The sequence below is a fragment of the Shewanella sp. NKUCC06_TVS genome, assembly GCF_019345515.1.
GTDB classification, from domain to species: domain Bacteria; phylum Pseudomonadota; class Gammaproteobacteria; order Enterobacterales; family Shewanellaceae; genus Shewanella; species Shewanella oncorhynchi.
Genome location: NZ_JAHKQX010000002.1, coordinates 1 through 25474 on the forward strand (window position 1 = coordinate 1; position 25474 = coordinate 25474).

The window sequence follows — 25474 nt, forward strand, 5'->3', positions numbered from 1 at the left end:
GGTCCCCTCCTTTCCCCCGTAGGGCGTATGCGGTATTAGCAGTCGTTTCCAACTGTTATCCCCCTCGACTGGGCAGATCCCTAGGCATTACTCACCCGTCCGCCGCTCGCCACCTCAGAAGTAAACTCCCTTGTGCTGCCGCTCGACTTGCATGTGTTAGGCCTGCCGCCAGCGTTCAATCTGAGCCATGATCAAACTCTTCAATTAAAGTTTTGTTGCTTCCGTCTTGCGACTTCAGCGGCTCAATGAATTCTGATTTTTTGTTTCTCGCACTCCCTATAAAAGAAGGGCTGAAACAAACTGTACATATTACTATGAACACTCATTGTTACATTGATTTAAATTTTTGACTGCCAACCCGAAGGCTAAGCAGTTTCGATTAACTCAACACCTGTGAGTGTCCACACAGATTTCTTGTTTTATCTTGTTAAAGAGCAACTCAATATTCGTAAGAGAACTTGAGTACCACACTGAGCGTCGAACGCTTCCAGTTGGCTAGGGCTGCGTATTCTACGCATTTCCCGTTTCGCGTCAAGGAGTATTTTCAACTTCTTGCTGCACTTGAATTAAGTGCTTAAAAGCGACTCAATTCAACCTAACTCGCCAGCTGGCTTTCGCTGTCTGCCGTGTCAGTGGATGCGCATTATAGGCAGTGAAACTTTTTGTGCAAGGGCTTTTTTAACAATCAGCGCCAAGCGAATGAATAACCACCAAACTGCAGAAATATACTGCAATACTGAGCAATATTGCTGTTTGGGTTGATAAGTTTGGCAAAATAAATCGCCTATTGCAGGGATTTTAATAGATTGAATGGGCATAAACAGAAGTTGATAGCGATTTTTCGCTATATCTATCAGTAAACCTCTAAAAGCGTTATGCCCAGTGTGATGTCTTACTCTTGTTTGCACCTAGTTAATGATAAGCACTGTTCAAAAGCACGAGCCCTAAGATTTATGCTCTTCTTGTTTCTCTTTTTCGATATTTGTAGCGCTTTGTGTTTGTGCTGCAGCTTGGGTTGAGTGATTGATCTCGACATTCGTCACCGTATCATCACCGACAATATGAGCGACTTTAAGTTTTCTCACCGTTCTGATAGTAATGATTGGGCCTGAAATCGCATATAAGTAAAAACCGACACATAAGATCAATGCAGGTTGAACTGACACCACCACAAATACACCGACGACCAGTAAGATCACGATAAAGTTAACCTTGCCACGCCAGTCAATTTCTTTAAAGGAGTGATAGCGGAAATTGCTGACCATCAGTAAACCGGTTGCCGCAGTCACAAGGGCTGCAATCCAACTGATATTTTTTCCATCGAGACTGTATTGATTACCAAGCCAAATGCTGCCAGCAATAACAGCGGCGGCGGCCGGACTTGCGAGTCCTTGAAAATAGCGCTTATCGGCAACGCCAACTTGTGTGTTAAACCGAGCGAGTCTTAATGCGGCACCAGCACAGTAAATAAATGCCGCTAGCCAGCCTATTTTACCTAAATCGGCTAGTGCCCAATTATAGGCAAGTAATGCTGGTGCCATTCCGAAGGACACCATATCCGCCATACTGTCGTATTCGGCACCAAAATCACTCTGGGTATTAGTCAGTCTTGCCACTCGGCCGTCGAGCCCATCACAAATCATGGCAATAAAAATGGCTATCGCTGCGGCTTCAAAGTTAGCATTCATGGAAGCAATTACGGCATAAAAACCAGAAAACAAACCCGCTGTCGTAAAAAGGTTCGGTAATAAATAGATACCTTTATTCTTTACTGTTTGATTTGAAGAATTTTGCATACACTTATTACGCTAGTTCAGTGAAGAGAAGTTAGCTTTCAAGATAACATATTTTATTATCATGTCGATGAGAGACCAGTTAGGGATGATTTCGATGTTAAAAGTGAACATGTTCAGAACAATACTTTATCGATGGCTCTGGCTCGGCCTTTTCATTGGCCCCGTTTCTGCGGGCGTTATTTATACTTGGGTCGATGAAAATGGGGTGACACATTACAGCCAACAAGCCCCGCAACAAGAAAACATCAAAGCAGAAAAGCTCTACAGTGAAGATTTAGAGCAGGCGAAAGTGGGTTTTATCGCACCAGTAAAGAAAGCGGAAGTAACTTCTGAAGCCACTGAATTAGAAAAGTCAGCTGCGCTGATTAAAGAAAAAGACGCCAAACAGGCTAACTCCATTTGTGAGAGTGCAAAACACAATTTAGAAATACTCACTACGCATACTAAGCTTATCCGCCAAACTTCCGATTCGGGTGAATCTGTCGCTATGACTGAAGAAGATCGCCAAGCCTCGATTGCCCAGCAGCAGGAAAGAATCAAACTCTTCTGTGATAAGAAGTAGCCAAATTTACTATGCCACTACATTAATGAACAACGATTAAGCTGATGCAATAAAAAAAGGAGCCGAGTTAAAAACTCGGCTCCTTTCGTTTTAGTGCTTGAAGCGGGAGCGATACTGACTAAAACAGCTCTATCTCTTATTGCAAGATAGTTTATTTCAAGCTCGTTCATTCAAGAACGCTTATTGCAGTTCGCCTATTTCAACGTATTCAACTTCAAGCTTGCGATTAACGTATCGCATTCAAACAACACACTAAGTTACTAGCTACGGGTTATTGCTCGAACACTAACTCGCCACCCACACAGCTGACCTTGATCGGTTTACCCGGTAACAAGTCACCACGCAGTAATTTCTGCGCCAGCGGGTTTTCGACTTCTTGCTGCAATGCCCGTTTCAACGGTCTTGCACCATACACAGGATCGAAACCAATTTCCGCAATCAGTGATAATGCGTCGTCGGTGATCTCCAATGTATAGTCCTTTTCAGCCAAACGTTGGCGTAAGGAAGCAATTTGTATCGAAGCAATACGCTTGATATTGGCAGCATCCAATGGATGGAACACCACAGATTCATCGATGCGGTTTAAAAACTCGGGTCTGAAACTGTGAGTCACCACATTCATTACCGCTGCTTTCATCTCTGCATAGGTCACTTGACCAAATCCTTCTTGGATAATGTCGGAGCCTAAGTTCGAGGTCATGATGATCACTGTATTTCTAAAATCGACAGTACGACCTTGACCATCGGTTAAGCGTCCATCATCAAGCACTTGCAGTAAAATGTTAAACACATCGGGATGCGCTTTCTCGACTTCGTCGAGCAATATCACCGAATAAGGTTTACGACGAACGGCTTCCGTTAAGTAACCGCCCTCTTCATAACCTACGTATCCTGGAGGCGCACCCACTAAACGCGATACTGAGTGTTTCTCCATAAACTCAGACATATCAATGCGCACTAAAGCCGATTCGGTATCAAATAAGAACCTCGCCAGTGATTTACACAGCTCAGTTTTACCTACACCTGTTGGGCCTAAGAACAGGAACGAGCCAATCGGGCGATTTGGATCCGCCAGACCCGCGCGGCTACGACGAATCGCATTCGCGACCGCATCGACGGCTTCGTTTTGGCCGATCACTCGTTCATGCAGTGCCACTTCCATTTGCAGTAATTTTTCGCGCTCGCCTTCAAGCATTTTCGATACGGGTATTCCCGTCGCTTTCGACAATACTTCGGCGATTTCGAACTCAGTAACCTTGTTACGCAATAACGTCATGTCCTGCATTTCGGCTTGCGATGCCAAATCGAGCTGTTTTTCAAGCTCAGGAATACGACCGTATTGCAGCTCAGACATCCGAGTTAAATCACCCGCACGACGCGCCACTTCTAAATCCATTCGAGCCTGTTCGAGGTCGGCTTTTATGTGCTGAGTGCCCGCTAATGCGGCTTTTTCAGTACGCCAGATTTCGTTCAACTCTGAAGCTTTCGCTTCAACGTCACGTAATTCCTCTTGCAGATGGTCAAGCCTGCGACGACTCGCCTCATCATTTTCTTTGGCTAACGCCTGCTCCTCCAGTTTGAGCTGGATAGCACGACGTTCGAGCCTGTCGAGTGACTCAGGTTTTGAGTCCATTTGCATACGGATACTCGATGCCGCTTCATCGATCAAATCGATCGCTTTATCGGGTAACTTACGGTCCGACACATAACGGTGCGACATGGTCGCTGCCGCCACAATCGCCGGATCGGTAATTTCCACATGGTGATGCAGCTCGTAACGTTCTTTCAGTCCACGCAAAATAGCAATGGTGTCTTCAACGCTTGGCTCATCCACCAGCACTTTTTGGAAACGTCGTTCAAGCGCCGCATCTTTTTCAATATACTGTCGATACTCATCAAGCGTTGTCGCACCCACACAGTGCAAGTCACCACGCGCTAACGCAGGTTTGAGCATGTTACCCGCATCCATTGCGCCTTCACCTTTACCGGCGCCGACCATAGTATGCAGCTCGTCGATGAAGAGGATCACTTGACCTTCTTCCTGTGACAACTCATTAAGTACCGCTTTTAAACGCTCTTCGAACTCACCACGATATTTAGCACCCGCAATCAATGAGCCCATATCGAGGGATAAGACACGCTTATTTTTAATGCCCTCGGGGACTTCACCATTAACGATACGCTGGGCAAGTCCTTCAACAATCGCCGTTTTACCCACACCCGGTTCACCGATAAGGACGGGGTTATTTTTACTGCGACGTTGTAACACTTGGATCGTACGGCGAATTTCATCGTCACGGCCGATCACAGGATCTAACTTGCCTTGTTCGGCTCGCTCGGTGAGATCGATAGTAAACTTCTTCAACGCTTGGCGTTGATCTTCAGCGTTCGGATCATCCACTTTTTGGCCGCCGCGCATTTGTTCAATGGTTTGTTCCATCAACTCTTTGGTCGCGCCGGCTTTTTTCAACGCTTGTGCAAGAGCATCGGCACCTTCTAACGCAGCTAATACAAATAATTCGCTAGAGATATATTTATCTTTACGCTTTTGCGCCAATTTATCGCACAGATTTAATAAACGGATTAAACCTTGGGATAATTGTACATCGCCGCCAGTCCCTTCAACTTGAGGTAAGCGTTCCAGCTCTTGACTCAAGAGCGATCGCAGCGCACTCACTCGAATGCCAGCTTGGGTCAATAAGGGATGGATTGAACCTGAATCTTGGTTCAACAATGCCATCATCAAATGCAGCGGTTCAATAAACTGATGATCACGCCCAAGTGCGAGTGACTGGGCATCAGAGATGGCAAGCTGAAATTTATTGGTCATACGATCGAGTCGCATACAGCCTCCTAACACTCATATAGTAGAGATATGCCAATCCATAAGACATCTTGCCAATTTAGTGGCTTTAAAATCAGTACCGCTAATGGAGAGATCTAAATAGGATTGGTATTACATTTCGTTAGTTAAAAGATGGGGGCTATTTAGCCAAATTCAAGAGAATAACGCGCAAATAAATACAAACTGTAGGGGAATTGGCTTAAGACTTAAGCCAGATCAATGAAGCCATGCGTCCCGTCACCTTATCGCGACGATAAGAGAAGTAATCCGTGTCGCTGACTGTGCAGATATCTGCGCTATAAATATGGTTTATACCGAGTAAACTCAAGCGTAATTTAGCCAAGCCAATAATATCGGCAAGATACTTGTTACCACTTGGAATAAAACACGCTGCCGACTGCGGATGTAAAGTACAAAAGGCTTGCTGTACTTCAACACCGACTTCAAATTTTTGTGGACCAATAGCCGGACCGAGGTAGGCAATCAACTCATCCATAGGTGAACTAAACTGCGCCGCGGTGGCCTCAATCACGCCATCACATAAACCACGCCAACCGGCATGGGCTGCAGCCACTTCGGTTCCCGCTTGATTACACAACAACACAGGTAAACAATCGGCAGTCATTATAGCGCAAACTTGGCTAGCCGTTCGGCTGTAACTGGCATCGGCAATCTGTGTATCCACAGCAGGAGCTAAGCTCAGCGCATCTAAATTAAGCACATGAGTACCATGCACTTGCTCGAGCCAGACAGGCTCGGCGGTTAACGCTAATTGTTTGCAGAGTAATTCACGATTAGCCATCACCAGCTCAGGCGCATCACCGACGTGCAGTCCAAGATTCAAACTGTCATAGGGATGCACGCTCACACCGCCATGACAATTTGTCATAGCGATGCCAACATTAGCGGGAACAGGCCAATCGTGATTAAACACTTACAAATACTCGATCGGATGCTCGACCGTGTCTTGACGCAGTGCTTTCGTCAAAATCACCATCTCTTCAGGAATTGGCGCGTGCCAGCTCATGATTTCACAACTCACAGGATGGGCTAATTCAAGACGCACAGCGTGCAGAGCTTGGCGCTTGAAGTTTTTCAGAATATCAAAAAACTCTGGGCTGGCCCATTTCGGCGGTTTTGGACGACCACCATACACAGGATCGCCCACTAATACGTGGCCTATGTATTCCATGTGCACACGAATTTGGTGAGTACGACCAGATTCAAGGCGCAATCTTAGACGAGTGTGATTACGGAATTTTTCCGCCACACGATAATGCGTCACAGCTGGTTTACCTGAGTGATGCACCGCCATATGAGTACGTTTCGTTGGATGACGACCAATCGGCTCATCCACAGTACCGCCACCTGTCATAGTCCCCATCACAATCGCTTCGTATTCACGAGTGATTTCACGGGCCTGCAAGGCGGCCACTAAATGGGTTTGCGCTTCAACGGTTTTGGCTACAACCATTAAACCTGTAGTATCCTTGTCCAGACGGTGCACAATACCAGCACGTGGTACATGCTCAATATCGGGACAATGGTGCAACAGTGCATTCATCAAAGTACCATCGGCATTGCCAGCACCAGGGTGAACCACGAGTCCCGCTTGCTTGTTGATCACAATAATGTCGTCATCTTCATAGACGATATCCAGATCAATGGCCTGTGCCGCTGCGTGAACTTCTTCTTCAAGAGTGGCATCTATGAGTATCTGTTGCAGCTCATAAACTTTCTCTCGGGGCTTATTAACGACAACGCCGTCAACATGAACTGCATCAGATAGGATCCATTCCTTGATGCGCGTGCGCGAGTAATCTGGGAACAACTCTGCTAGGGCCTGATCTAATCTCAGTCCAGTTTGTGTTGCCGAAATCTCGCTTTTTAGATTAATCTCTTGTGTCATAGGAACCGTATCCCCATTTAGGGGTCAAAAAATGTGTGCTATCTGTTACAATCGGATGTTTTCTATTTTATAGTGAAATGGAAAAATTCTTAACTACAACTTAAAAAGAATTGAATTCAAGTATGTATAAATTTTCCAAAGGCGTTACCTTAGTCCTATTTTCACTAGCGTTATCAGCCTGTAGCAGCAGCCCTGATGATAACGATATTGCCGCCAAAACGTCACCTGATGTACTTTATACTCAGGCAAGAACCTCTATGGAGCTTGGCAATTACTCTAAAGCTGTCCGTTCTTTGGAAGCGTTAGACTCACGCTTCCCCTTCGGACCTCACAAAACTCAAGTCCAGTTAGACCTGATATATGCTTACTATAAAATGGACGATGTCGCTTCTGGTATTGCGAACATAGACAGATTTATCCGTCTTAATCCAACTCATCCAGATGTAGACTATGTGTTCTATATGCGCGGTTTAGTGAACATGCAAGCCGACAATTACATGTTCCACGACATGCTTAATATCGACCGAACCGATCGTGACCCTAAAAATGCTCAAGATGCTTTCAAAGATTTTGATCGTCTTATCAAAACCTACCCTAACAGCAAATATGCCGCCGATGCGCAAAAACGCATGTTAGCGTTGAAGAATCGCTTAGCAAAATATTCAATTCAAGTTGCCGAGTATTATCTCAAGATGAATGCATGGAGCGCCGCAGCAATCCGAGCACAATCTGTAATGGAAACATACCCTGGCACCCCTTCAAATGAACGGGCATTAGAGATAATGATAGAAGCTTATGGCGAATTAGGTCAGAGCAAGCTGAAGCAAAACGTGCTCATGGTAATGCAAGCTAACTTCCCAAACAATGAAATCTTATCAAACTAACCGAGAATGCCCCTTTAATAGGGGCATTTTTTTGCTTGGTTACCCTAATAAGCCATAAATAGATAACGCTAAGTTCTCAGTGTGGATAGTGGTTTGGCTATTTTTACATCCTCAATACCAGCACAAATGACACTTTCGTGTAAATCTTATCCAACTGAGTCACTTTTTCCGTTATTTAGTAAAAATCTATTGACTCAAAACCCGAAAAGCCTTTAAATTGCGCCCGTCGCCCGAATAGCTCAGTCGGTAGAGCAGAGGATTGAAAATCCTCGTGTCCCTGGTTCGATTCCGGGTTCGGGCACCATCTTTAAATGGGTTGCGATAGCGACTTATGTTAGAGAACTGCGATAGGTACAGTGCAGGTGTGGTGGAATTGGTAGACACGCCAGCTTCAGGTGCTGGTGCTCGCAAGGGCGTGGAGGTTCAAGTCCTCTCACCTGTACCAAATTGCAGTTCAAAAGTTAAGATTCACAGTGTTAAGATTGTCAATTCGATGAAATATCGAATAGCCATGCAGATGTGGTGGAATTGGTAGACACGCCAGCTTCAGGTGCTGGTGCTCGCAAGGGCGTGGAGGTTCAAGTCCTCTCATCTGTACCAACATTTAAACCTCGCCAAGCGAGGTTTTTTTGTATCTGAAGCAAAATAAATTTTCTGTAACTCCCCCCCCTCTTTCCTCAGATTTGCTATACCTATTGTTACAGACTCATCATAGGGATAGATAGAGTTCTGCCTAAAGGACTCTTTAGTTCACTGAGGCTATCCATATGAACGGTTTACAAATAAAACAAAAAATGTTTATCGGCATTCTGGTTCCCCTTTTAATGCTAATGACGATTGGTTTTCTCGCCATTAATATGATGGGTAAAATTGAATCGGGTGTTGAACGTATCTATGGCGATAGAGTTGTGCCACTAGACGATTTAAAAGTGATTGCTGATAAGTACGCGGTCGATGTTATCGATGCGGTCAATAAGGCGAACGCGGGTGGTTTCACCGCCTCCCAAGCAGCTGAAGCGCTAGACAGTGCCAAATCTACCATTACCCAGCATTGGCAAAAATACTTAGCCACTGAACTTACCTCAGAAGAATCCCGACTCGTAAAACAAGCCGAAGTGCTGTTCTCACCCGCGAATCAACAGATTGACACTCTGGTCTCACGCTTAAGAGGATTAAATGGTGATGTATCAAGCCAATTATCGACCAATATCCTGCCGCTTTACCAAGTAATAGACCCCATCAGTAACCAAATATCTGAACTGATTGCACTGCAAATTCGCGTGGCAGGCGAAGAAAAAGATCGTGTGAATGCCATTTACCAATCTTCAATCACTATTTTTGTAGCATTAGCCTGTGCCGCCATGATTATCAGTATTGTGATTGGGCTCTGGGTCAATCGCAGCGTGATGAACCCTATTAATGACATTCTCAGTAAACTTAAGCTGATCCATCAAGACTCAGATCTTACCGTCAAATTCACTACTTTTAATCACGATGAGCTAGGACAAATATCCACTAGCCTCACCCAAGTTATTGAACACTTGCGAGGCATTCTTCATTCGATTGCCGAAGCGGCAAATACCGTTAATAGTTCAGCAAATGAGTTAAGTAGCTTCACGCAGGCAACCAATAAACGTATGCAACAGCAGCAAGCCGAAACGGAGCAAACTGCAACGGCCATGAATGAGATGACGGCAACGGTCGCAGAAGTCGCCCAAAGCGCATCTGCGGCGGCAGATTCAGCCAAAGATGCCGATACCTATGCCGCCAATGGCAATAATATTGTAATGCAATCGATTAGCAGTATGTCGCAATTATCTGATCAAATTCAAAAAACGGCACAAGTCATTGGATTTCTGTCTAATGAGAGCCAAAATATCGGCCGCGTACTCGATGTGATAAAAAGCATTGCCGAGCAAACCAATCTATTGGCATTAAATGCCGCCATTGAAGCGGCCCGCGCGGGGGAACAAGGCCGCGGCTTTGCAGTCGTTGCGGATGAAGTGCGGACCCTTGCGCAGCGCACCCAAAAATCTACCCAAGAAATTGAGGCCATGATTGCCACACTACAACAAGGCGTTAAAGAAGCAGTTAACGCTATGGAAATAGGTATAAATCAAGTTGATGATGCTAATGATAAAGCTAATCAAGCAGGCCAAGCACTGAAAGAAATCGTCTCCTCAGTAGATAGCATCACAGAACTTAATACTCATATTGCGACCGCTGCCGAAGAACAAAGTAGCGTTGCCGAAAGCATTAATCGCAGTATTATTGCCATCAGCGATATTGCCGAACATTCCACCGCATCGGCGGCTGAATTAAGTGAATCTGTGGTTAATTTAACTAAACTCGCCAACAGCATGCGCAATCAAGTGAGTGCATTTAAACTCTAAGTCAAAAAACCACACTATGACTGCAATAAGCTTTGCTGTTGCAGTTAACCTCCCTTAAACCATCTGTAATATATTGAAATAATACGTTTATTCATCACCCCTATCTCGTACCCGCTTTGATAAAGCACTTCAAATGACCTTAATCACGCTTATCGGTAGCACGAATTGCGATCATCACTATTGATCCAAATCAAATAGATCTTTAAACTCATTTAACATTCATAATATTTGCACGTTAAGGATTTTCTATGTTGGACAGCCGTACAATCCAAGTTATCAAGAGCACTATCCCCTTACTCGAATCCGCAGGCCCTGCGCTGACGACCCATTTTTATGAACGTATGTTCAAACATAATCCTGAACTAAAAGATGTATTTAACTTGGCACACCAGCATTCTGGTGGCCAGCCTGTTGCCCTGTTCAACGCCGTCGCGGCTTATGCTAAAAATATTGAAAACTTAGCGGTGCTAAGTTCGACTGTCGAGCGCATTGCCCAAAAACATACAGGCTTTCTGATCAAGCCTGAGCAATATGCGATCGTCGGCAGCCACTTATTGGCCACCCTTAAAGAGTTAGGCGGCGATGCTGTAACAGAAGAAGTATTAGAAGCTTGGGCGCAGGCCTATGGATTTTTAGCAGATATCTTTATTCAACGAGAAGCTCAAATTTATCAGGCACATGCAGAACAAGATGGCGGTTGGTTGGGTGAGCGTCAGTTTATCATTAGCGCGAAAAAGACTGAGTCCACAGTCATTACCTCCTTCATATTGACGCCCGAAGATGGTAAACCAGTTAAAGATTTCATTCCCGGTCAGTACTTAAGTTTGAAGCTAAAACATCCCAATTTAGCATATGAAGAAATCCGCCAATATTCCCTATCCGATGCACCGAATGGCAACAGCTACCGCATCAGTGTGAAACGTGAATTAGGTGGCCAAGTATCTAATCTGCTACACGATACCATGCATATCGGTGACAAAATTGCAGTTATGCCGCCGGCGGGAGATTTTATCTTAGAAGTCGGGGCGGACATCCCCGTCGTGCTCATTTCGGCAGGAGTGGGTCAAACACCGATGAAAAGCATGTTGAATCAATTGATCAAGTTGCAACATCCAAGTGCTATTACTTGGCTACATGCCTGTGAGCAAGGTGATGTACATGGTTTCAAACAGGCTATTCACACCAAGCGCCAGCAACATCATAATCTGAAGAGCCATGTTTGGTATCGCAAGCCGAGTTCAACCGATGTGGTAGGTACAGATTATGATTTTGAAGGACAAATGGAATTAAGCAAAGTCGCAGATCAACTGCTTCCCCATGCACGTTACTATTTCTGCGGGCCTATTGGATTCATGTCAGCCATCAAGCAACAATTACTCGTTCTGGGTGTCTCAGCTGAAAACATGCACTATGAAGTATTCGGCCCCCACGCCGATCTCTAATCCCATGTCACGGGCTTGGGACACTTGACTCTCAAGTCCATTTTTATATTTAGAATACGCAGAATAATGGCTGATAAATTGAATTGCCCTATGTCTCTAAGCTACCGGTTTACAGCGGATGCAAGCCACTTCTGCGGCAGTCAGCATACGACTTTCGCCCGACGCCAGAGCTTCATCCAACACAATATCACCTATTGATAATCTATGTAGACCAACAACTGGGTTTCGAAAGCGGCCAAACATCCGCTTAATTTGATGGTACTTACCTTCCTTTAAAGTCACTTCAGCAACATGATCAGCAAGGATCACCAATTTAGCGGGCTGAGTCATTATATCTTCAAAGTTGAAATACATGCCTTCGGCAAATGCGGCGATATATTCTTCAGTTAAGGGATTAGCTAAGGTAACGCGATACACTTTATCGACCTTATGCGTCGGTGACATTAGTGCATCAGACCAGCGGCTGTCATTGGTCAGTAATAACAAACCCGAAGAATTTAAATCTAGTCTACCCGCGATATGTAACTCATCACGGGCTTCGCAATCGAGCAAATCCATCACGGTTTTATGCTGAGTATCTTTAGTCGCGCTCACCACGCCAATCGGCTTATGCAACATCAAATAAACTGGCGTGTTGGCCTGTAATATTTGCCCATCGAGTTGGATGTGAGAAAACTCATCCACTTGCCTATCCATGTCCTTCACTATCAATCCATCAACGCGTACTCGGCCCAAGAGTAACAGTTCACGTACCGCTTTACGGTGAGTGTGTAACTGGGTACAGAGATAACGATCGAGTCGGCCGCGCTTAGACTGCATAACACCACAAATGACGAAATATGAATGGGATAGCCATTCTAGCAGGATGCGAGTTCAGGTCATAGCGAGCCAATACTGTAAGCATCACAGAGCTTATTTAGAGCAAAATTAGATCAAACTAGGCAAAATTTGTTAAGCTAGGCGTTCAATTCATCTTATTGTGAGTGGTTACCGCATCAAAAACTTATCTGCAAGTCCCGTTATGATACGTTCGAACCTGCTATTTTTAGCCTTGTTTTTAGTGATACTCGCGAGCTCATTCTTCACTCAAGCGAGCGATGCAGTTAATCCCCCTGAAGTGCCTCAACCTTTCGCCATCCATGATAAACCGCTGATAGAGCGCTACGTCTTCGATGAACTCAAATCCCTCAGATACGATCAACAGGATCTTGAGCGGCGCCTCACCATAGATATCACAGATCGCGAACTGGCCGTTGCCGACAAGTCGATGAATTACGCCAATGTCACTGTCACTTACTTCTTTTATATGATCGCCGGCGTCGCCTCTTTAGTTGCCTTTATCGGCTGGCAATCCCTACGGGAAATCAAGACACATACCGCCAAACTGGCCGCTAATCAGCTGCAGAGTATTGCCGAACAATACGAAGAAAAGTTCAAATTACTCGAGCAAGAACTCAAGCATAAGAGTCGTACTATCACGGATAATAATCGTGAAATAGAAGTGATTAATGAAATTCATAATCTGTGGCTACGCGCCCAAAGTGCCCAGACTCCCGAACAAAAAATTGAAGTCTACGATGAAATCCTCACGATTCGACCTGGAGACTTGGAAGCGCTGACCTACAAGGCCGATGCCGCAATGGAAATGCGCGAATTTAATTGGGCACAAAGCCTATGTAATCGTGTTTTGGAAGTTGACCCAACTAACGCCCATGCTTTTTATCAAAGAGCCTGCGCCTTTGCGTGTTTAGGTGTTGAAGATAGAGCAATTTCTGATTTGGAACGCGCCATCCATAACAGCGCATCCTTCAAAGAGCTAGCGTTGGATGAAGCTGATTTCTCACAACTTAAAGGGCATCCTCGTTTCGAAACCTTATTGGCCTATCACGAACCTGATAAGCCCTAAGCTCCGAGGTTTAAGCCCAGAACGAATGCTTAATATATAGCGTTAGCTTTCAGTGACGTTTTATCCCACAGATAAAACGCCTCAAGCAAACAACTTAAGTGCACTACTAGGCTATCGCCGCAACTTTAATTACCGCAATTTTATATGCACAGCGGCGAGCACCTTCGATGATATGCTCTTCGCGGCTCACCACGCCAATATCAGCGAATAACTGCTGGAAAAGTTGCAACTCAGAGCGGCAAAAGTTCAAACACTTAGTCGCTGCAGCGCAGATTGGACAATGATTTTCGAGTAAAAAATACACGCCATCGATGTGTTCCATGGTCGCCATATAACCTTCGTTCGAGCGTAATTTCGCAAGTATGGCCAAACGTGTCGGAATATCAGTAGCACCTTCCATTGCCGCACGATATTGGACTAACGCACTTTGCTCCCTGTGACCGATAAGCTTATCCAAGCCTTGGTCGCCAAAGATCATTTTTACCGAGTCAATCAGCTGTACCGTCAATTCCTCATGGCGATCGGCAAAGTGAGTACGGCTTTGTTCAGTCAATCCCCAGTAACGTGTTGGGCGACCGCGGCCTTCAACTCGATCCTCAATATCCACATCGCCCATATCTTCCAAAGCTTGCAGATGTTGACGCACCCCCATAGTCGTTAACGCCAATTCCTCCGCTAAGGTTTTAGCAGTAAGCGGGCCATGCAACTTGAGTAATTGAATAATCTTATCAGTAGTTTTCATTGAGTCTCCCCGATTTCAGCCGAAGCATTATCTCCCAATCTCTGCTGCTTTAACAGATTAAATAAACTTTTTTATTTACTTTATCCTTTACAATATTAAATAAAGCAATTACCTTACAAATAATTTATAAACAAATAGGTTTACTTAATGAAATTACTCATCATCAGCACCAGCCAAAGACCCGATTCACAAAGTGCTAAAGTCGGTCGTTATATCGCGGAAAGCAGTTTCTCATCTCCCCACAACATGGGTTACGACACGATACATCACTTAGAACTATGCCTGTTTAATCTGCCATTTTGGGACGGAGAAGAAGACAACAAAGGTGAACACTGGCCCGAAATAGAGCACAGAGTCGATGAAGCCGATGCGCTAGTGCTGATCACCCCAGAATGGGGCGGCATGGCATCACCATTACTGAAGAACTTTTTGTTGATGTGTACTCGCGAAGAAACCGCCCATAAACCCGCCTTATTAGTCTCAATATCGGATGGTATTAGCGGTACTTACCCTATCGTTGAAGTGAAGATGAATGCCCTTAAAAACAATAAATTAGTGCCCATACCCGATCACTTAATCATCCGCAATGTCAGCCATGTACTCAATGCCATCCCTGAGAGTGCCCGCGATATCGCGCTTAGGGAAAGAGTGCAATACAGCTTATATATGCTGCATCAATACGCCCAAGCATTAGCCCCCATTCGTGAACAACATGCCAATCAAGCGTACCCAAAGCAGCAGGAATACTGTTACGGTATGTAAGCGGCTTGAGATTTTAACCACCAGCAACAGACTAAAATCATTACAAGGAACGCATTATGATTCATTTAGAGCATATCAATTTAGTGGTAGACGACATCCCCGCAGCACTGCGCTTTTATCAAGCGGCTTTCCCCCATTGGCGTGTTCGCGGTGGCGATAAAGGCACTTGGTACGGCAAACCCCGTAATTGGATTCATTTTGGCGATGATTATCAATACATTGCTTTTAGTGACAATGGTGAAGGTGAAAACCGCGATTTGGCTGGTCATCAAATTGGACTGGCGCATTTTGCCTTTGTGACCGACAACTTAGATGCTGTGATAGCAAGACTGACCCAGGCAGGTTTCCCTATTGCCAAAGATGGCATGGAAGATCCCTATCGACGCAATATTTACTTCTTCGATGCCCATAGTTTTGAAGTGGAATTTGTGGAGTATTTAACTGATATTCCAACGGAACGAAATCGCTATTAGTGCCATTTGCTATTAGCGTAAATCGGTTATTAGCGAGAAGTTGCCAGCAGCTGCTAACCGCGCGAATTGGACAGAGTATTAGTTGCTAGGTGCTAGACACTATTCGCTTCGCTCGGATTGTTGCTGCGCCACTATGGCCGAATCCTTATGGGCATAAAAGTGGAGTCGAAACTGAGTATCTTCGGTCAGTAGCTCCACTTTATGCCAATATTCAGGATGTGAAATGGCGGTTTCACCTGCGCGAATAATAATTTCTTTATCTAACTCGCCCCTGCTACCCGTAAAGCCGTAAAACTTTAAGCTACCCGTTAACACTTGGATTTGCCCATATACGCCAGCCTTAGTATTGTGCATATGAAGCAACATTTTAGGGACGTTGTCATGGTTGAAAACCGGCGTTGATTTGTAATTTACAAAATCTTTGGGGACTAAGGCCATGATGTTTGCACTCCTTGTGTCAAATCACGAAAATCGAACAATGCTTACGGCAAGACTAATATAGCCGTTGCCGTATTTCTGTCCAACTCATATCTTGACCTGTATTAACGAGCGGGTTTGAACGTCGAATTTGAAAACACCAAAGTGCTCATTCATGCTTGCAATAGCAAGGTTAGTTACTTTCATCACTGTAATCGCTACACTAGCCCGCATTAAGTGCCACCTCAATTAGATGACATGATGCCAACGCCCTATTCATATTCCACAACGTATATTTTAGATAAAGCCCACTTCGATGAATGCTATACGCAATCAGTGGTACCAGATCCCACGCTCAAACCTTACTACAAAGCCATTGGATTAACCCTGATAGGTATCGCGCTTATTTTCACCGATATTAGCCTTTATTTAGCTTACTTTTTTGTTGGGTTAGGTGTTATCGAAGCGCTCAATGTGAAGTATCACAAAGCATGGTGGTTGATGCGTCAGATGATGAGTAAAGCGGCCAGCAATGAGGTCACACTCACCATTGATGAGCAAGGGATTCACACTCAATCTATGTCTGTGACCAGCCAAATTTTATGGACCGACATTTACCGAATTAAAGAAACTGAAAAAGGCTTCTTGATCACCCACAAGGCAGGCACGAGTTATGTTTCCCTTCGTAGCTTAGATGAAGCAGCTGTGGCCTATATTAAAACTAAAATCTAGTACAGCTAACACCCATAAAAAAGGCTGATCTTCATCAGCCTTTTTTACAGCTCTGCATTGCCGAATTGTTATTTTTTCAATTCACCCACCGGTAAAATCGCACGGCCATACTCATTATTAAGCACCTGCGCCATCGCAAAATAAATCGCACTTGCGCCGCAAAGTATCCCTTCAAAGCCCGCAATAGTGCCAATCAAGGCGCTACCCGTAAAATCACGCGCCGCCAGCAGAAAAAATAAGATAGTCAAAGAAGCAAACACAAACTGTTTGGCTCTTGGATAACGCAAAGAACCCACAAACATAAATGCCGTGAATATGCCCCAAAGCGTTAAATACCAGCCCATAAAATACGTTGGACTCGCCGCAATGCCAGCATTAGGCATTAAAATGAGGCCCACTAGCGTTAACCAAAACAAACCGTATGAGGTAAATGCCGTCGTACCGAAAGTATCGCCGCGCATGAAACACATAATCCCCACAATCACTTGACCAATGCCACCGTAAAAAATCCCCATGGCTAAGATCATAGAATCAATAGGGAAATATCCCGCATTATGAATGTTTAACAAAATTGTTGTCATACCAAAGCCCATTAAACCTAATGGCGCTGGATTAGCCAGTTTTGTAGACACAGAGTTCCCCTAGAGAAAAATCAACAATTCAATAAAAATCAATAGCATTTGCCATTAATCTTATGCACGCGCACCTGCGAGAGCGGCGCATTCTAGAGGATAGCTATAATCTTAGCAATGTAATCATCAAAAACAAACGAACACATAAAAATAAACAATAAAAACATAAAGTTAAAATAATAAACTGTAAAATAAAATTTAAACTAAAAAACACATAAAAATTAATTCTTTTTAATTCAATATTCTAGAAAAAAACGGCCTACAACATGCGTCATATCTCATTTTATATGACTTCTTATAACTACCGCATAATTCAGTTAACAGCGGCGATTAAACCTTCATTAAAAATCGACCATAAACAGTGATAATAATGCACTTTATCGCAAATAAGTCCTTAAAGTGATGTAAGTAGCACTTTTGAAAGAAATCCAAGTTCTACTGTACACACAATTAAGCGCATAAGTTAAGCACATAAGTTTATGTGCAGAGTTTCATCAATTAATTTCAAACACAAGTTCAGAAGAGCCAACTTAGCACGCATGAGTTCAGAGTGGGGGGGGGTGAACCTAACTCAAGCAGCAAAAGATGCTGAGAATGAATCAAACTAGAGCAAATAAAGTACACTCAGCCAGCCCATTTACTTGAAGCGAATCAAGGGAAAACAAGGTAAAAAACCTTAATCAAGAAAGGTGAAAATTATTTATATCTAAAACAGAATAGCAGTGATAAATTGCTGATGTTGGCACAGTGGTATTAAGAGAATGCTTCTTAATCTGTGGTTGGCAATACATAACTAAAGGAAATAAAATGAATAAGTTATCAGCTGTTTTTACTCTATTGGCATTAGTAAGTTTCACTTCCTTTGCTGACGACTCCTCTTTACCGCCTGCACCAGCAGCCGATCTCGCTCAGCTGAAAGAAGTGTGCCAGCAGATGGCCTCTGAAGATCAAGTCGAAAATGCTGAGCTAAAACAATATGTGCTTGATTGTGTAAACGATCAATTGACAGAAATGGGCTACAAGTCAGTTACTGAGGTCAATTAATCTTCATTCTAATCTCTGTGTTATTACCGCAAAGTAGGTTATTCGGCTTCAGTCTGTGCCATTCACACTTGCGAATGGCATTATTATTTCCAAGCAACACAGCTTTTACATCATAATTAACATCATTTCAGTTACACTCGAAACTTATAAAACACAAAATTTAACATCCACAATTAACCGTACGAAAGCTGCCAAGATAAGCTTTTAGCATGACTATCAACATATTGTGCAATCCATAAATTTATTATTTAATTGATAGCTGTATCATTTTGCATCTGCGTGAATGAAACCACTGTTGAATTGAGCATAAAATGCTAATCTGTTTTCCTGTATTGTTAACCTCAGCCCTTAATCGTTAAATCATGTATCGTATTCTTTTTGTCCTCATTACAAGTTTAAGTATTTTGCCTGCAATCGGAATGGCGAAAGAAGCCTGTGCACCAGAAAATCAATGTATTGAGATGAACAACTGGGATCTAGGCATCGCCATAGGCTGGGGACAAAAAAGCAATCCACTCAGGGATTTTGACGATATTCCATTGTTCTTTATTCCAACTGTGGCCTATTACGGCGAACACTGGTTCTTCGACAATGGTAATTTAGGTTATACCTTAGCCGAGCAAGAAAGCTTTACAATTAACTTAGTAACAAGTTATAGCTTAGATAGGGCCTACTTCTATCAATGGGACCCATCGAATATCTTTTTGAATCGTGGCACTCAAGTTGAAGCCAAAGCCATAAATAGTATGGCTTTGTCGACTGAGCCAGAGCCTGAGTTTAATTCCTTAGAGACTCGGAACTTCACCTTACTTGGCGGTGCCGAAGCATTCATCTATACGCGGCTCGGTATTATTAGATTGGCGTACACTCATGATATGTTTAATGTTCATCAAGGTTCAGAAGCACAAATAAAATGGACCTATGGCTGGGATTACGATCGTTTCATTTTTGAGTTTGCGTTGGTATTTGATTGGAAAAGCCAAGCCGTAGTGGATTATTATTACAGCGTTAGACCCAGTGAAAACGCCTATTGGAGCGAAAGATATCAAGCAAAATCAGGTTGGGATAAAGGTGCGGAAATGACGGCCCGTTACATATTAACTGACAATTGGGATCTACTGTTGGCAGTTCGTTACACTCTAATTGCCGATGAGATTGCCGCCAGTCCCTTGTTAGACCAAGACTATAGCAGCACCTACTTTATCGGCGCAGCCTATAGGTTCTAACGTTAGTGACACAGCCTCAGTTAAGCTTGCTTTGCTTTATAGGTCTAAGCCTCGGCTTGATGGGCCAAAGTTCAGCACAAGCCAAAACTCGCGACTCGGCACTCAAACTCACACCCGAAATTTGCATCACAAGTTCAGAAACTGAGGCCTGTGACGTCTATATAGAACTACAGTGGGAACTCGCTAAAGATGAGCTTATCTGTATCTTGTCCGACAACGCTGCCTACCCCAAATGGTGCAGTGATTCAGTTTCAACCCATACGTTAAGCATGAAAATCCACACTATGACGGATATTCAATTTGTCATGGTAAGTAAAGACAGTAACCAAACTTTGGCAGGTGCCAAACTTAAAATCACTTCTGCATCACAACCTCAGGTTCGCAGACGTTACCGCAACCCTTGGAGTTTATTTTAATGACAAGCCCACAATCGAACCACAGAGTATTATTGGTTGAAGACGACGTTCGCCTAGCAAACTTGATTGTAGATTACCTAAAATCCCATGGTATGCATGTTGAAGTTGAACGCCGTGGCGATACAGTGCTAACACGATTAATCAATTACAAGCCAGATATCATACTGTTAGACATTATGTTACCGGGCATGGATGGCCTCACTCTGTGTGAGAAACTGCCCGATTATTTCGCAGGTCCAATCCTATTGATGAGCGCACTTGGTTCAAGTGAAGATCAAATCAAAGGACTAGAACTCGGTGCCGATGACTATGTAGTCAAGCCCGTCGATCCTGCTCTGTTAGTTGCGCGGATCAACAACTTACTTCGCCGTCAGAATCAGCCACCACAGGCAGAATCACACTGTCTAACCTTCGGTAAATTGAGTATCGACCCGCATACCCATGCGATTCGTCTTAATGAAACTGAAATTGATCTCACCAGCCATGAATTCGAATTGCTGTGGTTACTGGCCTCGCAAGCGGGCCAAGTGCTCAGCCGTCAGTATATTTATCAGTTGTTACTCAATATTGATTTCGATGGTAAAGATCGAAAAATTGACGTGCGGATCTCTAGATTACGTAAAAAACTCAACGATAATATTGAGACACCTTTCAGAATTAAAACCGTTTGGGGACAAGGTTATCTCTTTGCTCCTGAAGCTTGGAATAACTAAGCACAAATACAGTGAAACGTCTCTTTATCAGTTTATATCTGCTACTCAGTCTCAGCGTGCTTGGGATTGGCTGGACACTCGACAGCCTGTGGCAGAAGAATGTTGATGACAATAATGCCCTCGATGCGCCGTTAGTGGCATTGGCGCAATTATTAGCGGAATTACCTCCCGATGCCCGCCAACGGTATCTGGAGGCGATCCCAGCGAACCCTGTGATGCCACTGCAATTACTCAATGCAGATCAAGTCGCGCTGGCAGATAATCAAGCGTTAAGCACAAGCAAGGTGTTCACCACCACGGCCAATGATGATAGCCTGCTGCAATTTATTCGAGTAGACGATCAAGTCTTAATGGCAGGGCCGCTGGACATAGATCCCAGAGCCAACCTTCGCAGCCTGTTCACCCTGTTCTTTTATTTATCGCTCGCCCTCGTTGCGCTAATTTGGGTCGGCCCGCTTTCACGGGATTTGAGCATACTGCGTAAGGCCACCAAAGAATTTGGCGAAGCCAAATGGGACACGCGGATTACCCTGTCAAATCGCTCCCAAGTTAAGCCCTTAGCCAATACGTTTAACGAAATGGCGCGACATATCAGCGCCTTGATTGAGAACCAGAAACACCTATCTAATGCGGTATCCCATGAGATCCGCACGCCACTGGCGAGGCTCAAATTTGCTCTTGCACTTATGCCTATGTATTGTCAGCCAGATTCGGACGAACAGAAGCGACAAGACTTTCTCGACGAAATGCAGCTCGACATCAAAGAAATGGAAGACTTACTTCAGGAACTGCTAACCTATGCCAGCTTAGAGTCACAGCGAGAAGGTATCCAGTTGGATGAGTACGATTTAATTAATCTCATCAATCAAAGTATTAAGCGCCTAGAAACCTTAAGTCCAACGCCTATAACGCTCAAAGCCGAAGTCGAAAAACTGCCCTTATTCGGAGAACCCGCATTAATCGAACGGGCGCTACAGAATTTACTGACCAATGCACAACGCTTTGCCCGCACTGAAATCATCATTGAGGTTAAGCAGACCCAGCACAGGGTCAATTTAAGTGTGAGTAACGACGGCGAACCTATCCCTGCAGTGGATTTACCCAAAGTGTTCGAGCCTTTTTATCGCAGCCAATCGGTACAGAATGGCAATAAAGGACATGGTTTAGGCCTTGCGATCATCAAACGGATTATGCAACGACATCAAGGGAATGTGAGTGTTACCAGTGATACACAACATACTCGATTTAGTTTAATCTGGCCGAAAAAACGTAAGCTGTAATAGGAATCGAGATGAGACTATTACAAGTCAGTCATGAATCCCACTCGCGAATATAAAAACGAGTTAAACAAGTCAATTCAACCTATTAGTCTAGCTCGAAGCCACCAAAATCCAGATCGGCTTCAGGCTCAGGCTCAAAATTCAACTGTGGGTTTAACGCTGCTCTTTCTTGCTCTATTTGTGCTTGCCTTGCTTTCATCATCGCTAACTGGCGACGACGTTTACGTTGAGTACACAGGCGAATGACATCATACTTTTGCGCATCTGAAAACGTTAACCAATTGAATCTTTCGTCACGGCTTCGCAGGCAACCATTACAGTAACCGCGCGCATCGGTAACACACACACCGACACAAGGACTCGGGATATCAAAAAAAGCTAACTGTTCCATAACCCGCCGCTATTCCTATCTAAAAATAAACCATACTCAAAACGATCCGTGCTAAAAAACAAAGCGTGTGGATTGCATTCAAAGCGATTCAAATACAACACACTTATCTAAAGTACTTGCAGAAACAACCTTAATCAAGGCACATTGAACAGAGTTTGTACAACTTGGAGCACTATCATGGGATACCGTCACTTTGCCAGTCTGCTCGTCGCTGTTGCCTTATTAAGCGCTTGCAGCAGTAAACCGAAAAACGATTATGATCTCAATTACGACTTCACCGCACTACGCAGCTTTACCCAGTTAACACCACAGCCGACGGATGACCCGTTAAGCGCCCAGCGTATTCAAGTAGAAATTAACAACCAATTGACTCAAAAAGGGTTTGTAGAAAATACAGCGTCGCCCGACTTTAACGTCGCCTACGCCTTACTCACCCAAGATAAGCCCAAAGATTCAGGGCTATCCATTGGATTAGGCACAGGCACATTCGGAAATTCGGGCGGGATTGGAATAGGCACCAGTGTTGGCGTGCCGCTGGGGAGTGATACCGCTAAAATTCAAACCATTCAGATAGATATTGTCGATCCTAAGACCAAAGCTCTTATTTGGCGTGGCAGCGACAGCTATGATTTCGATGCAGGCGGTAACGAGAAAGCCCAAGATACCGCCAAAGCCGTCAACCGAATTTTGGCGCAATTCCCACCGAAAAAATGATCACGTTTTAAAGGGTAAAAATGGGCGTATCTCGCCCATTTTCACCCATCAAATATTCATATCGCTCAATATGCTTAAAGTAAAAATCTAGGACTCAGGAAAAAAGCCCTGACGAAAGGTAACGATCGCCCCTATCACAGACAATCGCCACGACCACAGAACCCGGATATTGTTTAGCAATCTCCAGCGCAGCAAACACGGCACCGCCCGAACTGACTCCTGCACAAATCCCTTCCTCTCGCGCTAAAGTTCTCGCCATGGCTTTTGCATCTTGCTCTTCAATATCCATAACTAAATCAACCCAAGAAGCATCAAAAATCCCAGGCAAATATGCCTGCGGCCAACGCCGAATCCCTGGAATAGCACTGCCATCGGCGGGTTGAAGGCCGACGATAGTGATGTCGGGATTACAACTTTTAAGGTATTTTGACACACCCATTATGGTACCTGTCGTCCCCATACTTGACACAAAGTGGGTAATTTTGCCTAGACTCTGTTGCCAGATCTCAGGGCCTGTCGTGAGGAAATGGGCATTAGCATTATCTTGGTTATTAAATTGATCCAGCACCTTACCTTTGCCTTCGCTTTGTAACTGCAGCGCCAAATCCCGCGCAGTCTCCATGTTATCCACTAGCATGAGCTCTGCGCCATAGGCTTGCATCGCATCCTTACGCTCCTGAGTCGAATTATTCGGCATAATCAGGATCATCTTGTATCTTTTGATTGCCGCCGCCATCGCCAGCGCAATCCCAGTATTACCACTCGTTGCCTCAATAAGCGTATCACCAGGGCTTATTTCTTGGCGAAGTTCGGCCTGAATAATCATATTGAGTGCAGGACGATCTTTTACTGAACCCGCGGGGTTATTGCCTTCCAATTTTAATAGTACAGTGGAAGTACCACAGTTAAGCCGCTGCAAGCGAACCAGCGGAGTTTGCCCGATGCAGGCTTCAATTGTCGGGAAGTCAGACACTAGGATTATCCTTTACTTGATAAAAACAACTAAGCGATAGCCTATTCTAAGTCGGTTACCACTGACAAACACGGTGAATACTGCTTATAACATAAAATAAATCGCTCATAGTTATTCAAAAAAGTTCTATTCAACTGGCTTTTTATAAACAATTAATTCTATTACTCTAGGTGCCATAACGCTGACAAAATTGCCAGATTAAGGAGTTAAAAATGTCCGTAAAATTGATAAAGGCCCTGCTAGGAACCCTCATTCTGGGAACCTCACTCAATGTGACTGCCGCAGATCAAACCCTGCTTAATTCCTCTTATGATATCGCACGGGAATTATTCAATGCCTACAACCCCGTTTTTGCCAAACATTGGGAAGAGAAAACAGGTAAAACCGTCGAAATTAAACAATCCCATGCAGGATCATCTGCACAGGCACGCTCTATTCTGCAGGGATTACCCGCAGATGTGGTGACCTTTAACCAAGTAACAGACGTTCAGGTCCTCCATGACCGCGGTAAATTGATCCCAGAAAATTGGCAACAATTACTCCCTAACGCCAGTTCACCTTACTATTCCACCATCGCATTTTTGGTACGCAAAGGTAACCCAAAGCAGATCAGCGACTGGGGCGATTTAGCGAGAGATGACGTTAAACTGATCTTTCCTAACCCAAAAACCTCTGGTAATGCTCGCTACACTTATTTAGCCGCATTAGGTTATGCTCAGAAAAACTATGGTAAGGATAATCAGGCTAAACTGGATCAATTCCTGAAAAAATTCCTCGGTAATGTCGCAGTATTTGATACTGGCGGCCGCGGTGCGACCACCTCCTTTGTTGAACGTGGGATCGGTGATGTATTAATTACCTTTGAATCGGAAGTGAACAATATCCGCCAGCAGTATGGTACGGACGATTACCAAGTGGTTGTACCAAAAACCTCGATTCTGGCAGAGTTCCCCGTCGCTGTGGTTGAGAAAAATGCTAAGCGTAACGGTACACAGGAACTCGCAACTGAGTATTTGAATTATCTCTACAGCGAAGAAGCGCAACGTCTACTGGCAGGATTCAGCTATCGTGTACACAACGAAAAGGTAAAAGCTGAGTTTGCTAAGCAGTTCCCTACCGTTGACCTGCTGACTGTTGAGCAAATCATCGGTGGTTGGGATAATGCCATGAAAACGCAGTTTGCTAACGGTGCAAAACTCGATGAGCTATTAAAGCGCTGATA

Annotated in this window: 25 protein-coding genes, 3 tRNA genes and 1 rRNA gene; 18 read left to right on the forward strand and 11 right to left on the reverse strand. The window is 44.3% G+C overall.

All coding sequences use genetic code 11. The features are described from left to right. Together KO531_RS02085 and pssA are read right to left on the reverse strand one after the other, a co-directional pair. A 16S ribosomal RNA gene (locus tag KO531_RS02085) occupies positions 1–207 on the reverse strand; the annotation flags it as partial. Between the two features lie 737 nt (positions 208–944). Next, positions 945–1796, reverse strand: a complete 852-nt coding sequence (gene pssA / locus KO531_RS02090; protein WP_105249962.1) for a CDP-diacylglycerol--serine O-phosphatidyltransferase — start codon at positions 1794–1796, stop codon at positions 945–947. 94 nt (positions 1797–1890) lie between these two features. On the opposite strand from pssA, the gene KO531_RS02095 reads away from it, so the two are divergent. After that, on the forward strand, positions 1891–2358 hold the full coding sequence (locus KO531_RS02095; RefSeq protein WP_219250267.1) for a DUF4124 domain-containing protein: 468 nt from the start codon (positions 1891–1893) through the stop codon (positions 2356–2358). Positions 2359–2629: 271 nt separating this feature from the next. Here the strand turns inward: KO531_RS02095 and clpB are convergent, their stop codons facing one another. The 3 genes from clpB to rluD all read right to left on the reverse strand — a co-directional run bounded on the left by clpB (position 2630) and on the right by rluD (position 7112). Continuing rightward, positions 2630–5203, reverse strand: coding sequence for an ATP-dependent chaperone ClpB (gene clpB / locus KO531_RS02100; RefSeq protein WP_219250268.1), 2574 nt, complete (start codon positions 5201–5203; stop codon positions 2630–2632). Positions 5204–5402: 199 nt separating this feature from the next. Continuing rightward, positions 5403–6137 carry a peptidoglycan editing factor PgeF gene (gene pgeF / locus KO531_RS02105; RefSeq protein ID WP_219250269.1) on the reverse strand — a complete coding sequence of 245 codons (735 nt, stop codon included), beginning with the start codon at positions 6135–6137 and terminating at the stop codon, positions 5403–5405. Beyond that, positions 6138–7112, reverse strand: coding sequence for a 23S rRNA pseudouridine(1911/1915/1917) synthase RluD (gene rluD / locus KO531_RS02110; RefSeq protein ID WP_219250270.1), 975 nt, complete (start codon positions 7110–7112; stop codon positions 6138–6140). It abuts the gene before it with no gap. A gap of 122 nt (positions 7113–7234) precedes the next feature. Between rluD and KO531_RS02115 the strand changes: the two genes are divergently transcribed. The 6 genes from KO531_RS02115 (at position 7235) to hmpA (ending at position 11831) form a co-directional block, all read left to right on the forward strand. After that, complete coding sequence (locus tag KO531_RS02115; RefSeq protein ID WP_105249967.1) at positions 7235–7996, forward strand: outer membrane protein assembly factor BamD; 762 nt, start codon at positions 7235–7237, stop codon at positions 7994–7996. Positions 7997–8224: 228 nt separating this feature from the next. Then, positions 8225–8300 (forward strand) — tRNA-Phe (locus KO531_RS02120). 54 nt (positions 8301–8354) lie between these two features. After that, a tRNA-Leu gene (locus KO531_RS02125) sits at positions 8355–8441 on the forward strand. 68 nt (positions 8442–8509) lie between these two features. Beyond that, positions 8510–8596, forward strand: a tRNA-Leu gene (locus KO531_RS02130). 167 nt (positions 8597–8763) lie between these two features. After that, positions 8764–10389 (forward strand): methyl-accepting chemotaxis protein, encoded by a 1626-nt coding sequence (locus KO531_RS02135; protein ID WP_219250271.1) that lies wholly within the window; start codon positions 8764–8766, stop codon positions 10387–10389. A 248-nt stretch (positions 10390–10637) separates the two neighbouring features. Next, positions 10638–11831 carry an NO-inducible flavohemoprotein gene (hmpA, locus tag KO531_RS02140; RefSeq protein WP_168825053.1) on the forward strand — a complete coding sequence of 398 codons (1194 nt, stop codon included), beginning with the start codon at positions 10638–10640 and terminating at the stop codon, positions 11829–11831. 96 nt (positions 11832–11927) lie between these two features. Here the strand turns inward: hmpA and KO531_RS02145 are convergent, their stop codons facing one another. After that, entirely contained in the window at positions 11928–12650 is a 723-nt protein-coding gene (locus KO531_RS02145; protein WP_219250272.1) for a 16S rRNA pseudouridine(516) synthase, read from the reverse strand. Positions 12651–12810: 160 nt separating this feature from the next. Between KO531_RS02145 and KO531_RS02150 the strand changes: the two genes are divergently transcribed. After that, the gene (locus KO531_RS02150; RefSeq protein WP_173496962.1) at positions 12811–13737 is read left to right on the forward strand and encodes a hypothetical protein; all 927 of its coding nucleotides are present in this window, start codon (positions 12811–12813) and stop codon (positions 13735–13737) included. A gap of 106 nt (positions 13738–13843) precedes the next feature. Here the strand turns inward: KO531_RS02150 and KO531_RS02155 are convergent, their stop codons facing one another. After that, positions 13844–14479 carry a metalloregulator ArsR/SmtB family transcription factor gene (locus KO531_RS02155; RefSeq protein ID WP_219250273.1) on the reverse strand — a complete coding sequence of 212 codons (636 nt, stop codon included), beginning with the start codon at positions 14477–14479 and terminating at the stop codon, positions 13844–13846. Between the two features lie 147 nt (positions 14480–14626). Here KO531_RS02155 and KO531_RS02160 point away from each other — a divergent pair, with 147 nt between their 5' ends. Both KO531_RS02160 and KO531_RS02165 read left to right on the forward strand, forming a co-directional pair. Next, complete coding sequence (locus KO531_RS02160) at positions 14627–15241, forward strand: NAD(P)H-dependent oxidoreductase (protein WP_028759265.1); 615 nt, start codon at positions 14627–14629, stop codon at positions 15239–15241. A gap of 56 nt (positions 15242–15297) precedes the next feature. Then, positions 15298–15714 carry a VOC family protein gene (locus KO531_RS02165; protein ID WP_219250274.1) on the forward strand — a complete coding sequence of 139 codons (417 nt, stop codon included), beginning with the start codon at positions 15298–15300 and terminating at the stop codon, positions 15712–15714. A gap of 99 nt (positions 15715–15813) precedes the next feature. Here the strand turns inward: KO531_RS02165 and KO531_RS02170 are convergent, their stop codons facing one another. Then, positions 15814–16152, reverse strand: coding sequence for a DUF1971 domain-containing protein (locus tag KO531_RS02170; RefSeq protein ID WP_219250275.1), 339 nt, complete (start codon positions 16150–16152; stop codon positions 15814–15816). Between the two features lie 240 nt (positions 16153–16392). Here KO531_RS02170 and KO531_RS02175 point away from each other — a divergent pair, with 240 nt between their 5' ends. Continuing rightward, positions 16393–16863, forward strand: a complete 471-nt coding sequence (locus KO531_RS02175; protein ID WP_219250433.1) for a YcxB family protein — start codon at positions 16393–16395, stop codon at positions 16861–16863. Between the two features lie 68 nt (positions 16864–16931). Here KO531_RS02175 and KO531_RS02180 read toward each other — a convergent pair whose 3' ends face one another. Further along, positions 16932–17495, reverse strand: a complete 564-nt coding sequence (locus tag KO531_RS02180; protein WP_173496958.1) for an acetate uptake transporter — start codon at positions 17493–17495, stop codon at positions 16932–16934. A gap of 807 nt (positions 17496–18302) precedes the next feature. Between KO531_RS02180 and KO531_RS02185 the strand changes: the two genes are divergently transcribed. From KO531_RS02185 to KO531_RS02205, 5 genes are all read left to right on the forward strand, one after another. Further along, entirely contained in the window at positions 18303–18539 is a 237-nt protein-coding gene (locus KO531_RS02185) for a hypothetical protein (RefSeq protein WP_028759260.1), read from the forward strand. A gap of 362 nt (positions 18540–18901) precedes the next feature. Beyond that, complete coding sequence (locus tag KO531_RS02190; RefSeq protein WP_219250276.1) at positions 18902–19765, forward strand: MipA/OmpV family protein; 864 nt, start codon at positions 18902–18904, stop codon at positions 19763–19765. Between the two features lie 5 nt (positions 19766–19770). Next, the gene (locus KO531_RS02195; RefSeq protein ID WP_219250277.1) at positions 19771–20181 is read left to right on the forward strand and encodes a DUF3019 domain-containing protein; all 411 of its coding nucleotides are present in this window, start codon (positions 19771–19773) and stop codon (positions 20179–20181) included. Next, the gene (locus KO531_RS02200) at positions 20181–20894 is read left to right on the forward strand and encodes a response regulator (RefSeq protein WP_006080570.1); all 714 of its coding nucleotides are present in this window, start codon (positions 20181–20183) and stop codon (positions 20892–20894) included. The genes KO531_RS02195 and KO531_RS02200 overlap by 1 nt, the downstream gene beginning before the upstream one ends. An 11-nt stretch (positions 20895–20905) precedes the next feature. Further along, positions 20906–22174, forward strand: coding sequence for an ATP-binding protein (locus tag KO531_RS02205; protein WP_219250278.1), 1269 nt, complete (start codon positions 20906–20908; stop codon positions 22172–22174). An 85-nt stretch (positions 22175–22259) separates the two neighbouring features. Here KO531_RS02205 and KO531_RS02210 read toward each other — a convergent pair whose 3' ends face one another. Continuing rightward, positions 22260–22565 (reverse strand): DUF1289 domain-containing protein, encoded by a 306-nt coding sequence (locus KO531_RS02210; protein ID WP_219250279.1) that lies wholly within the window; start codon positions 22563–22565, stop codon positions 22260–22262. Between the two features lie 177 nt (positions 22566–22742). On the opposite strand from KO531_RS02210, the gene KO531_RS02215 reads away from it, so the two are divergent. Continuing rightward, entirely contained in the window at positions 22743–23279 is a 537-nt protein-coding gene (locus tag KO531_RS02215; protein ID WP_219250280.1) for a DUF4136 domain-containing protein, read from the forward strand. Between the two features lie 94 nt (positions 23280–23373). Here KO531_RS02215 and cysM read toward each other — a convergent pair whose 3' ends face one another. Next, a complete protein-coding gene (cysM, locus tag KO531_RS02220; protein WP_219250281.1) occupies positions 23374–24252 on the reverse strand; it encodes a cysteine synthase CysM in 879 nt (292 codons plus the stop codon). A gap of 212 nt (positions 24253–24464) precedes the next feature. Here cysM and cysP point away from each other — a divergent pair, with 212 nt between their 5' ends. Continuing rightward, on the forward strand, positions 24465–25472 hold the full coding sequence (cysP, locus tag KO531_RS02225) for a thiosulfate ABC transporter substrate-binding protein CysP (protein WP_219250282.1): 1008 nt from the start codon (positions 24465–24467) through the stop codon (positions 25470–25472). Positions 25473–25474: the final 2 nt, after the last annotated feature.